We start from the raw sequence: 12,401 nt of genomic DNA, 5'->3' as shown, positions 1-12,401 counted from the left end.
GGCAGGCTTATCCAGAGATTAGAAGGGCATACAGGCAGGGTTTTCTCAGTAGCCATCAGTCCAGATGGAGCCATGCTTGCCTCAGGGTCAGATGATGAAATCATTTGTCTCTGGGAGACAAAGACGGACAGGCTTATCCAGAGATTAGAGGGGCATACAAATTGGGTTAGGTCAGTAGCTTTTAGCCCAGATGGAAATATCCTTGCCTCAGGGTCAGATGATAGAACCATTTGTCTCTGGGAGACAAAGACGGGCAGGCTTATCCAGAGATTAGAGGGGCATACAGGCTGGGTTTGGTCAGTAGTCATCAGTCCAGATGGCAGGATTCTTATCTCAGGGTCAGATGATGGGACTATTCGTTTCTTTAGAATCTCAGATGGGAAAGAAATCATTGCTTTTGCAGCAAGGGATAAAGATTGGGTCTCATTCACCCCTGAAGGATATTACATAGGAGAGGGTAATTTTGGCAGGTTCTTCTCTTTGGTAGATAAGATTGTCTTCTATTTCGTAGATGACCCAATTGTCAGTGAGGAATTCAATAAACCCGAGCTTGTATGTAATCTTCTTACTGGATAGGGATAATGGATGAAACAAAAAGCTACCCAAAGCCCTGACCCATTAGAGGTATATTTTAAAGAAAGGTTTAGAAAGAAAAACCTTGGCGTATTAGAGGGAGCAAATTTAACAGCGGATGATAGAACCTGCAGGGGAGGAAGGGATCACATATTTTTTTATTTAAGAATCAAGGAAGAAAAAATTGAAGATATTAGCTTTGAATGTGGTGGTTGCGATATGGCTATGTTTGTTGCAGGCGATATTCTATGCGATTTAGTAAGAAACAAAAGGCTTGATGAAATAGAAAATATTTCTGAAAAAGAATTTATAAAAGCCCTTGGTGGTAAAAGCAAGGAAGGATTAAAACATTTCAAAATGGCAATGAAGGTGTTAAATGATGGGATCAAGGGCTATCCCAACCACATTGATAATGGTATGTGTTTATGAATGTTAGTATGTGTTCAGCTGTCCTATATTTAGGCACAAAGTAAATAAATCCTCATCCCCAATGACAAATAAAATCCCAATGACCAAATCCCAATGACAAACAAAATCCCAAATCCCAATGACCAATGCTTAAAATTTGATATTGGACATTGAGTCATTGGACATTTATTGGACATTTGGATTTGGAAATTGGACATTTTTTGATATTTGGATTTAGTGCTTTATTTTAAGTTCCTTTCCCCATCTTATTCTCGTCTACCTAAACACATACAAAAAACCTTAAGTAGTTACTTTTTAAGGATTAAATTTATCGCGCTGTATAGGTTATTTGCAATAACATCGGGCTTAAAATGCCAATTTTCTTTTTCCTCTAGCATCTTTTTTCCATATCCTGTAAGGACAAGAATGGTTTTGCAATTTGCCCTTTTTCCTGCCTCTATATCTTGCATCTTATCGCCTATCATCCAGCAATCTTCTAATTTAAAAGAAAAATCAGATGATGCCTTTTTAAACATCCCTATCTCTGGCTTTCTACAAGGGCATTTATCATCTGGATGGTGTGGGCAATAATATACGGCATCAAGCCTTGCTCCCTCCTTTGCCAGCTCCTCCTTCATTAGAGAATTTATCTTTTCTGCTTCATTTTTGCTATATAACCCCTTTCCTATACCTGCCTGATTTGAAATAACAATTGCCAAAATCCCATTTTCATTCAATAGCTTAATTGCCTTTCCTGCATCTTTAAGGAGCTTAAAATCCTCCTTTTTCTTAATGTAGTCAAAAAGCTCCTCATTTATCACGCCATCTCTGTCTAAAAATACACAGGGAGGAATCATTGAATTTTGCCTTCAAATTTGGCTAACAAGCCTTTCATCAATAAGGAATACCCCTTTATTTTGCTATAAATCAGCAAGGCTACCTCCTCTTTGTATGTATGTGATGTATCGTTTCTTCTATCGGTCATATCAAGGAATGTAATTGTTTCCTCCTCGGTTAAAAACCCTAAACCAAAGATCTCTCTAAAACATGTCTTTGGAGAATTGCAAATAATACCCTCTTTCTCTTTAAGGTATTCCTTAAGGAATTTCCATAATGCCTCAAAGGTATATTCAAAACGCTGAATAGAGGCATCCCTTACGATAATTGAAAATGGCTCTTTAACAATATCCTTAAGGGTTTCTAATGCCTTAAGGAAATCTTTATATTTCAAACTTAATCTTTCCATACTATAGCATCCTTTAAAGCAAGATTTTTGAAATCCATTGATGTTTCATCCAAATTTACTATCTCAACCTTATAAGGGATATTCAAATCCTCTATCCTCTCCCTAAGCAATGGTATCTTTTTTTCACTAATCTTTTCCTTTGGGATAATTTCAATATCTATATCAGAGCCAGAATAATTTTCTCCCCTTGCAAAAGAGCCAAAAAGGACTATCTTTAGCTTTTCATCCTTTAGGTAATCCATTACCAAATTCTTTAATTTGATTATGGAGCTATTCATAAACTAGCTACCCTTACCTTAAGAATTTGAGGCATTTCCTTTATCTTTGAAATTATATCCCCAGAAAGCTCTCCATCAAGGTTCCATACAGAAAGGGCAGGACCTCCCTTTTCCTTTCTTGCAAGCTGGAGGTTTCCAATGTTTATGCCTTGTTCGGAAAGGATTGTTCCTATTTTTCCAATTATACCTGGCTGGTCTGTTTGGGATAAAACAAGGATATTCCCCTCTAAAGAGACCTCAACAGAAAAATCATCAATAAGGACAATCTTTCCAAATTTCTCCCTAAACAATGTAGCCTGGGTTGTAATTTTTTCTTTATCTGTTGTAAGGGAAAGGGAAATTAAGGCAGAGTAATCGGTTTTTTCTTTTGACTTTAAGAAAGAAATACCTATACCCATCTCCTCTGCAATAGATTGGGCATTTACATAGTTTACATTTTCTTCTGGAAGAAGGCTTGATAAGATAAAAACCACAATTGTGTTTGTAAGGGGAAGAATTTCAGAATCTTCTATTTCTCCAATATATTCTACACTAATCTCCTTTAGGCTTCCCTCTATTGTTTGAGAAGAAAATTTTGCTTGGGCTTCACAAAGAAAAATCCAGGGGCCTAATCTTTTTGTAACATCAGGAGAAATTTGGGGAAGATTAATGGCATTCCTTACCTTTCCTTCTAATGCATCTTTTATTTGGGCTGCAATCTCTATCCCAACACTCTTTTGTGCCTCAATGGTTGATGCACCAAGATGTGGAACAAATACACAATTATCAAGGGAAAGTAAAGGTGAGTCAAGCGGAGGCTCTTTCTCAAATACATCCAATGCAGCAGACCTTATCTTTCCTGATTTAAGCCCATCACACAATGCGGCTTCATCTATTATTCCACCCCTTGCACAATTTATAATGATAACGCCATCCTTCATCATCTCTATCTCTCTCTTTGAAATAAGATGCCTTGTCTTTTCTGATAATGGCGTATGGATGGTGATATAGTCTGATTGTTTAAAGAGCTTCTCAAGGGAAACTAGGGTTATCTTGAAATCCTTTGCCAAATCCTGTGAGAGGAATGGGTCGTATCCAATGATATTCATCCCAAAAGAAGATGCCCTTATGGCAACCTGCTTTCCAATACGGCCTAAACCAATAATGCCCAATGTCTTTGAAAATAGCTCATAGCCTACAAATAGCTTTCTCTCCCATTTTTGTGATTTAAGGGAGGTATATGCCTGAGGAATTTTTCTTGAGGAAGCAAGTATCATTGCCATTGTATGCTCTGCTGTTGATATTGTGTTTGAATCTGGCGTATTCATAACAATTATTCCCTTCCTTGTTGCTGCCTTTACATCTATATTATCAACGCCAACGCCAGCCCTTCCTATTATTTTAAGCTTCTTTGCTGACTCAATAACTTTAGCTGTTACCTTTGTTTCAGAGCGGATAACCAGACAATCAAAATCAGGGATTATGCTAATAAGCTCATCCTCTCTCATCCCTGTTTTTAAGCTCACCTCTGCCCCTGTTTCCCTTAAAATTTTTAACCCCTCCTCTTGTAATGGGTCAGAAACTAATATTTTCATTTTTTCTCCTAACAATATATTATTATGGAACAATAATTACAATGGCTTTTTTATTAAAATATTTTTCTGCTATTTGTTTTATTTTCTTTCCATCTATTTTTAAAAGATTTTCTTTGTATCTTTCTATTTCTGAAAAAGGTATTCCATAAAGCTCATTAAGGCCAACCTCAAATCCATATTGGCTATTGTTTTCCAAAGATACCTCCTTTTGGCCAATAAGATATGTCCTTCCTTCATTAAGCTCATCAGATGACACCTCTTCATCCTTAAGCCTTGCAATCTCCTTTTCTATTTTTTCACAAACAGAATCTACATTATCTTTTGATGTTTGGCTATAAATTATAAAACATCCAGGGTCAATTCCAAAGATATTAAAGACATCAGCATAGTAGACCAATCCCTCTTCCTCCCTCAAAGCATTAAAAAGCCTTCCATCCTGTCTTGAAAGGATGCAAGAGATAAGCTCAAGGGAAAATCTATCCTCATCTGTAATTCGGCTCCCAAGAAAGCCTATCATAATCCCAACTTGAGAAAACCTCTCATCCTTTATCTTTAATTCCCTATCTTCCTCCAATTGGGCTTCAAAATATGGCTTTGGTCTATAAAAATCTCCCTTTCTCCATCCTTTAAAAATTCTATTTATAGATTTCTCTATTTTCCCTGTCTCTACATCTCCAAATACAGTCAAAACCATATTATTTGGCATTATCCTATCTTCATAGAATGAAAGGATGTCTTTTTTTGTAATGCTTCCTATAGATTCCATTGTTCCCAACTCACAAATCCTATATGGATGAACCTTATAAAGGGTCAAAAGAAATTTATCAAGGCAAGATGAAAATAGGGAGTCGCCTCGGTTTTTAAGGGAAAGTATAGTCTTTTTTCTCTCCCTCTCTATCTCATCTTCCTTAAATGCTGGTTCTTGTAAGATTTCTTTAAGTATAGATAAGCCTTTGTTAATATCCTCAGAAAGGATAGAAATAGATATTCCAAAGGAATTTCTTCCACCAAAGCTTCCTATGGTTCCACCACAAGACTCCACAAAAAAGGCAATATCTTTCCTTTCCCTATTTTTTGTTCCAGCAAGAAGAAGGGATGCTGTAAGGTTTGAAATCCCCTCCTTTCCTTGCCTTTCAACAAGCCTTCCTCCTTTAAATAAGGCATAAATGGATACAAGACCTTTTGTATTTGAAGGGCTTATAAGATAGACAAGCCCATTTGGAAGCATTCCCTTTTTTATTTCCCTTCTCTTTACAGCTATTTTTTCCTCTCTCTCTTTCAATTTTTCTGGAGAAAGAAGGGCAATTGTCATATTATTTGAATTAAGATAGGTTTTTGCAGCATCCCTTATTTCTTTTGTCTTAACCCCTTCTATATTTTTTACATATTCATCCAGGAAATAGGGGTCACCTGTATCAAAAAATGATTCTCCAAGAACACCTGTTTTCTTTTCAATGGTATCTTGCAAAGAATAAATATCTGCAATAACCTTTCTCTTTGCAAGGTTAAGCTCCTTTTGAGATACACCATCCTTTTTTATCCTTTCAATCTCGGAAAGTATTTCTTTTTCTGCGATTTTGAGGTTATTTGGATGCATCTTTGCTGAAATGACAAATAGACCAGGAAATGCTGGTGTATAAGAGAAAGATTCAATTCCAAAAACAAGAGCCTTATCATCAACCAACGAACTATAAAGCCTTCCTGTTCTTCCCTTGCCTAATATTTCCGAGAGTAAATCCAGACAATAAGTATCTGGATGGGTAATGGGTTGGATATGAAATCCCATTTCAAGATAGGCAAGGTTAAAAGGCTTTTCAGCATAAAAGGTTCTTTTTGAAACCTGTCTTGGTTCATCTGGAATGTTTAAGATTTTCTCCTGCTTCCTTGGGATGCTTGAAAATACCCTCTTTATTTTATTCAAAAGCTCCCTTTCCTCAAAGTCTCCGCAGGCAGAAATTGCAATATTAGAGGGAATATACCTTTCTTTATGATAGGCAATAAGGTCTTTCCTTTCCAATCTCTTAAAAAGCTCTTCATAACCGATTATTGGGTATCTAACAGGATGGGTTGTAAATGCTTCAGCAAATAGGCATCTTGAGAGAAAATCTTCAGGAGAATTATCCCTTGTCTCAATCTCCCTTAATATAACATCCTTCTCCTTAACAAGCTCATCTTCTGGAAATTCGGGAAAAAATAGGGCATCTTTAAGTATATCAATGGCAACATAAATGGATTGGGATGGAATGGTGATTTTATACATCGTTTTGTCAAAAGAGGTAGATGCATCTATCCTTCCTCCGCTCTTTTCAATTTCACCTGCTATCTCTCCTGGTGGCCTTTTTTTTGTTCCCTTAAAGAGCATATGCTCTACAAGATGGGATATTCCAAAGCCAATGTATTCATCCTCATAGATGCTTCCTGCCTTTACAAATGCTTGTAGAGATACAAATTCTGTTGTATGCCTCTCCTCAAGGATTATTTTCATTCCATTTTCCAGGGTGTAGACAGAAGGAAAGGCAAAATGTGAAAGAAGAAAGAGAAGGAGGGTTTTATAACGCAATCTTAAGAAGCTGTTCATATCCTGCATCTACTCGCCTTTGAATCTCCTCAATAACATCCATCTTTTCCAATAGATGCTTAAACCTTGCCTGGGGCTTGATAAATTCAATAATTCCCTTTTTCTCCTTTGGTTTATATGTTATTTTATATTTGCCATTTTCTACCTCATATAAAGGCCAAAACCCTGTCTCAGCCGCAAGCTTTCCCATTTCAATTGTCTTATTTGATGGAAATCCCCAGCCAAGTGGACAGGGAGACAAAACATTTATAAAGCTTGGACCATCAAAAGAAAGGGCTTTTTGCACCTTTTTTACAAGGTCAGACCAATTTCCAACAATAGCTTGAGCAACATATGGAATATTATGGGCTATAACAATGGCTGTTAAGTCTTTTCTTTCTTGTGATTTTCCTATTGCTTTCTTTCCTGCCTGGGCTGTTGTTGTGTGTGCTCCATAGGGCGTTGCAGATGACCTTTGAATCCCTGTATTCATATATGCCTGATTATTTATGCAAACATAGAGCATTTTATCACCCCTCTCAAGGACACCTGATAATGCCTGAAGACCTATATCATAGGTTCCACCATCTCCACCAAATGCTATAAAATCAATATCTTCATTTATCTTCCCCTTCTTTTTTAATGCAATATAAGCAACATAGGCTCCTGAGATTGTTGCTGCGGCATTTTCAAATGCAGAGTGGATGAAGGGAGTTTTCCAGGCTGTATATGGAAATATTGTTGTTGTAACCTCTAAACATCCCGTCGCAGAGGAAACAACAACTTTCCTTTCACAGGCAAGGAGGATTTGCCTTGTAGCTATCGTTTCACCACAACCTGCACAGACCCTATGACCAGATGAAATGCCTTCCTTCTTTTTAGATAAAGATTTTAATGTAATTGGATTCATAAAAATAGTTTAACAACAAAAAACATTATAGTCAATATTTTTATAAGTTTGGTTAAGATGCTGATTAGCCTTATACCAAAAATCAATTGAATTTCAAGCAAACCTTTACTGGCTTCCTAACCTTAATCTAACTACCTGTTAACCAAAAAGTTTGCAAACCATTCATTTATTCTATCACAGAAAGAACCTTTTTTGCATATTCATCAGAAGGATCAAGGGAAATAGCTTTTTTGAATACCTCCCCTGCCCTATTTAGCTCACCGGCTTTGTAATATGCAGAACCCAAATCATTTAGCCAGGAAACATTATCAGGAGAAAAAGAAACAGCCCTTTCACATTCCTTTGCAGAATTCTTATAATCCTCCTTTTTAAAATAAACAAGGGCAAGGTAATGGTAAATGTCTGGTTGGTTTTCATTTGTCTTAATGGATTCTTTAAACATCTCTATTGCCAGATCTAGCTTCCCATCCCTAAAATATGCCTCTCCTAAGTTATTTAAGGTAAGCACCCTTCCTCTAATACCCTCTTTTTGATACTTTAATGCTTCTTTGTAAGTATTTATTGCATCCTTCATCCTTCCCTTCTCAGAATAGAATACACCAAGGTTTGTCCAGGTCTCAGGTGAATTTGGATTTTGGGCTACACCCCTTTTTAATGATTCCTCCTCTTTTTTTAATCCATCCTTATCCCCAAGTTCATACATTTTCTTATACGCAATAGCCAATGTATCATAGTATGATGTATTGTTTGGGTCATATCTTATTGCGTCTTCAATCCTTAAGATTATTTTTTTAATTGCCTCTTTATCATCTGTTTTTCCTATCTTGTTTCTATATTGTGGAATAAGAAACCTAAAATATGTCTCCTCATAAGGAAGAAAAGACAATGCTTGTTCATATAAAGATATAGAGCCATCTAAATCGCCAGCTGATTCATGATTCCTTGCTTGTGCGAAGACCTTATCTGCGCTAATCTGGATATTTGAAACCCTCCAAAGAAAAAAAAGCCCACAAACAACAAAAATAAACAATATTAACCTAATCCCTATTAGACTCTTTGACTCTCTGACCCCTGACTCTCTGACTTTATTTATCCCCCCCATAACCCCTAAACCCGACCAGAACAAAAATGTATATGTAATAAGATCAAAGTTAAACAAATTTTGAATAAGATAACCAATAGATGATGAAAGGATAGCAATTGTAAGGATATTTCTATTTTTTATCCCAAAGATAAATAGAGAAATCCATAGCCAAAGATAAGATAAAATTCCAAACCAGCCTGTTGTTGCGGCAATTTCTAGTATTATATTGTGTGCTTTATCAAGGACGCCTCCTTCAATTGTCCAATAATCTGGAGAAAGATATAAGGGTATAGTAAATTTTAGGCTATCGCAACCAACACCAAGGGGGTGATGAAAAATAAGTTTTAGTGTTGACTTCCATATATAGACCCTGGCAAGGGCAGAGCCTGCAAGCTCTACCTTTTCTCCAGTCTTAAATGTTCCCTTAAACCTTTCAATGGGCGATGTCTCTTTAAAGAAAAATAATGGAATAATAGAAACAAGAAGGAAAATAAGGATGTAAAGGTATCTTTTTTTAAAAAGCCCTTTTCCAAGAAGAATAAGGAATAAAATTCCCTCTCCCAGAAGACCAAGCCAGGCACCACGGGTTCTAATGATAATAATAGTAACAATAAAGAATAGAAAGGATAAGAAAAATAAAGAGGCTTGAAGAAATTTTCCAATATTAAAAAGAATTTTTATAATAGGCTTTGCTTTCTTTTTTATTTTATCATCAAGGCTTAAAAGAAACAATGAAAAGCTTAAAGGACAAAGCAAAACAAGGTATGCAGAAAGAAAATTTCTATTTCCAAATGTTGATGATTCTCCCATCTCAACAAGCCAGTTTGGGTCTTTGTTAAAATGCTGAAGAAATCCATATCCACCACAAAGAATTCCAGAAATAACACAAGATGCAAGAAATATTCTTACCCGGTAGCCTTTTCTAATAAAAAAGAAGGCAAGGTAAAATAAAAGAATATAGTTTAACAATGATGTTAATCCTTCATACCTGGAATAACAACCAAATAGGCTTACATAAGGGTTTAAAGATTGTGTTGTTGCAATACTTGATGTGATAAAAAAGGAAAGAATGGGATAAAAAAAGCAGGGTTTTTCAATCTTTGCCTTAAGAAGAATTGTGCGAAAGAAAAATAAACCAAGAAGGATAATTGTAAGATGCCTCATTAAAACAACCTTTGGAAGGACATAGATATTGTTTATAGAATAATCATAGTAAAGGGGGATAGCAAAGGCTGTAAATGAAAGAAGAAGAATGCCTAAATGGTCTGTAAGAGAGCAGAAAATCTTATACCCTGCAAGGTTTTTTATCTTTTTTAAAATAATCATAGAAAAATCTGTATCTACTTATATTATTTAATCCAAAATAAAGGATTGACAGGGGTTCCGTGGATATATAGTCCAAAGTGAAGATGGGGGGCTGTGGAAAGACCTGTTGAGCCAACCTTTCCAATTATCTCTCCCTTTTGGACAAAATCGCCCTCAAAAACATTTATCTTATCAAGATGGCAATAAAATGTAAGAACCCCTTGTCCGTGGTCAATAAGGATAGCATTTCCCTCTCCAGAAAAACGCCTGGCAATAACAACCCTTCCTGAATTTGACGAAGAAATAGGAGCTCCCCTTTGCTGCCTTATATCAATCCCAGAATGGATTCCACGCCAGCTTAAAGAACTGCTGCCACTTATCTTTTTATAAATCCTCCTTTCACCATATTCCCCTGTTATCCTTCCCTTTACAGGCCAAATAAAATCACCCCTCCATAGCTCTTCCTCTGTCTCTGTAAGGAGTGCTTTAGCTAGAATTTTGTTTTTAGCCTTACTTGAAATTTGAGGAGAAAAATTCCCCTTTTCAACCCAGAGTTTGCAGGTTTTTGGGTTTATGTTTGTTCCAAATCCAATGAATGTCCTTAACAAGCCATCTCCTACCCTATACAATGGATATGGCGTATTATCAAGCCAACATATGTAATTTCCGCTATCTGCATTTTTTATGGTTACTGTAAGTATTTCGCCCATCTTGAATGTTGTTTTGGAAAGCTCTACATCCAAGGCAAAGGTTTTTTGAAGAAGAAAAAGAAGAAAGAAAATTAACATTAAGCCGGATATTCTTGTGAGATTTTACGAAGACCTTCTAGTTTTCTTAATGCCGAACCAGAAAGAATGGATTTTCTTGCCATTTCTATTCCCTCTTTTATTGAGCTTGCCTTTCTTGTAACGAACAATGCAATGGCTGAATTAAGAAGAATAATATCCATCTTTGGCCCTTTATTTCCCTTAAGGATTTCTAATGCTATCTTAACATTCTTTTTAGAATCCCCTCCCTTTATTTCAGAAATATTTACCCTTTTTATACCAAATTCCTCTGGTGCTATTGTGTAGCTTCTAATTTTTCCCTCATAAAGCTCTGTAATCTTTGTAGGTGCAGATATAGATGCCTCATCAGAACCATCCCTTCCATGAAGAACAATGGCGGATATTGTCTTAAGCTCCTTTAAAACATAAGCCAATGTTTCACATAAAGCCTCATCGTATACGCCAAGCATCTGGTATCTTGCTCCTGCAGGATTTGTAAGTGGACCAAGGATATTAAATATTGTCCTTATTCCAATTTCCCTTCTTGGACCAATGGCATATTTCATAGCAGGATGAAGGGCTGGTGCAAAGAGAAAGCCTATTCCTATTTCCTTTAGGCATCTTTCTATACCCTCTTTTGGAATATTTATATTTACACCCAGACCCAAAAGCAAGTCTGCACTTCCACACTGTGATGAGACAGAGCGATTTCCATGCTTTGCTACAACCACGCCACAACCTGCAACAACAAAGGCTGATATGGTTGAGATGTTAAATAAATGAAGGCTATCACCTCCTGTTCCGCAGGTATCAAGGATAATATCACTCTTTGCCTCTATTTTAACTGACCTCTCCCTCATTGCCTTGCAAGAGCCAGCAATTTCATCTATTGTTTCTCCCTTCATCCTTAAAGCTGTAATATATGAGGCAATTTGGGAATCCGTGCATTTCCCATCCATAATCTCTCCCATTACATTATAGGCTTCTTCTTGGGTTAAATTTTCTTGTAAGGCTATTTTTGAAATTGCTTCCTTAATCATTTTTTCCCCTAAACCCTATCTTTTTTATCTCTTTAGAAGGAATTTCTATCATATTTTTTAGGGTATCAAAAACAACCTTAAATTGGGTATCATACCTTTTTTCCATATCCTCAATCTTCTTTTTAAGCTCTACATAACCTATAGCCATTTCCCTTAATTTTCCAAAGGCTCTCATAATCTGGATATTGACCTGGATTGCCCTTTCACTATTAAGAACAGATGAGAGCATAGCTACGCCATATTCAGTAAAAGCATGTGGTCGCAAATTGCGACCACCTTCTCTTTTTCTTCTTTTGTCAATTGAAACATAAAATCAGAAGGGAATCGCTCTCTATTCCTCCTTACCTGTTCATTGAGCCTTTTTGTTGAAACCTCATAAAGCTCTGCAAGGTCTCTGTCTAGCATTACCTTTTTTTCTCTTATAAGAAAAATCCTTGCCTCAATTCTTTCCCTCGGGATTAAATTATCCATTTTTATCTTTTCTTTCCCTACTTTCCTTTATTATAATGTTAAATGTTTAAAATGTCAAGGATTTGCTTTTGAAACTTACCCATATCTTTTTAGCTAAAGAAAGGATTTTTGGGAAAATTAGGGTCTCTTTTTTAAAATTGTGGTTATTTTCTATTGACAGGAAGGCTAATTTTTAGAAATGAAGGGAA

13 protein-coding genes are annotated in these 12,401 nt (G+C 36.2%); 2 read left to right on the top strand and 11 right to left on the bottom strand.

Translation table 11 applies throughout. The annotated features are described in order from the left end of the window. On the top strand, positions 1–576 hold a 576-nt coding region (locus tag AB1630_04120; protein MEW6102996.1), incomplete at its 5' end, for a WD40 repeat domain-containing protein. Positions 577–585: 9 nt separating this feature from the next. Continuing rightward, on the top strand, positions 586–1,002 hold the full coding sequence (locus AB1630_04115) for an iron-sulfur cluster assembly scaffold protein (protein ID MEW6102995.1): 417 nt from the start codon (positions 586–588) through the stop codon (positions 1,000–1,002). Between the two features lie 287 nt (positions 1,003–1,289). Here AB1630_04115 and gmhB read toward each other — a convergent pair whose 3' ends face one another. The 11 genes from gmhB to AB1630_04060 form a co-directional block, all read right to left on the bottom strand. Beyond that, positions 1,290–1,838, bottom strand: a complete 549-nt coding sequence (gene gmhB, locus AB1630_04110; GenBank protein ID MEW6102994.1) for a D-glycero-beta-D-manno-heptose 1,7-bisphosphate 7-phosphatase — start codon at positions 1,836–1,838, stop codon at positions 1,290–1,292. Further along, on the bottom strand, positions 1,835–2,227 hold the full coding sequence (locus AB1630_04105; GenBank protein ID MEW6102993.1) for an HI0074 family nucleotidyltransferase substrate-binding subunit: 393 nt from the start codon (positions 2,225–2,227) through the stop codon (positions 1,835–1,837). The genes gmhB and AB1630_04105 overlap by 4 nt, the downstream gene beginning before the upstream one ends. After that, complete coding sequence (locus tag AB1630_04100) at positions 2,215–2,469, bottom strand: nucleotidyltransferase domain-containing protein (GenBank protein MEW6102992.1); 255 nt, start codon at positions 2,467–2,469, stop codon at positions 2,215–2,217. Before AB1630_04100 ends, AB1630_04105 begins: the two co-directional genes overlap by 13 nt. 32 nt (positions 2,470–2,501) lie before the next feature. After that, complete coding sequence (gene serA / locus AB1630_04095; protein ID MEW6102991.1) at positions 2,502–4,079, bottom strand: phosphoglycerate dehydrogenase; 1,578 nt, start codon at positions 4,077–4,079, stop codon at positions 2,502–2,504. A 22-nt stretch (positions 4,080–4,101) separates the two neighbouring features. After that, a complete protein-coding gene (locus tag AB1630_04090; GenBank protein MEW6102990.1) occupies positions 4,102–6,657 on the bottom strand; it encodes a pitrilysin family protein in 2,556 nt (851 codons plus the stop codon). Then, positions 6,629–7,546 (bottom strand): thiamine pyrophosphate-dependent enzyme, encoded by a 918-nt coding sequence (locus AB1630_04085; protein ID MEW6102989.1) that lies wholly within the window; start codon positions 7,544–7,546, stop codon positions 6,629–6,631. Before AB1630_04085 ends, AB1630_04090 begins: the two co-directional genes overlap by 29 nt. Before the next feature lie 166 nt (positions 7,547–7,712). Next, a complete protein-coding gene (locus AB1630_04080; GenBank protein ID MEW6102988.1) occupies positions 7,713–9,956 on the bottom strand; it encodes a tetratricopeptide repeat protein in 2,244 nt (747 codons plus the stop codon). 23 nt (positions 9,957–9,979) lie between these two features. Beyond that, the gene (locus tag AB1630_04075; protein MEW6102987.1) at positions 9,980–10,723 is read right to left on the bottom strand and encodes a M23 family metallopeptidase; all 744 of its coding nucleotides are present in this window, start codon (positions 10,721–10,723) and stop codon (positions 9,980–9,982) included. Next, positions 10,723–11,742, bottom strand: a complete 1,020-nt coding sequence (gene trpD, locus AB1630_04070) for an anthranilate phosphoribosyltransferase (GenBank protein ID MEW6102986.1) — start codon at positions 11,740–11,742, stop codon at positions 10,723–10,725. Before trpD ends, AB1630_04075 begins: the two co-directional genes overlap by 1 nt. Further along, positions 11,735–12,007 (bottom strand): hypothetical protein, encoded by a 273-nt coding sequence (locus AB1630_04065; GenBank protein MEW6102985.1) that lies wholly within the window; start codon positions 12,005–12,007, stop codon positions 11,735–11,737. Before AB1630_04065 ends, trpD begins: the two co-directional genes overlap by 8 nt. Further along, positions 11,974–12,213, bottom strand: coding sequence for an ORF6N domain-containing protein (locus AB1630_04060; protein MEW6102984.1), 240 nt, complete (start codon positions 12,211–12,213; stop codon positions 11,974–11,976). The genes AB1630_04065 and AB1630_04060 overlap by 34 nt, the downstream gene beginning before the upstream one ends. Between the last annotated feature and the right edge of the window lie 188 nt (positions 12,214–12,401).

It is taken from the genome of bacterium (assembly GCA_040753555.1).
In the GTDB taxonomy this organism is placed as follows: Bacteria; UBA9089; UBA9088; order UBA9088; family UBA9088; genus JBFLYE01.
This window is presented reverse-complemented; position numbering and strand designations above follow the sequence as displayed.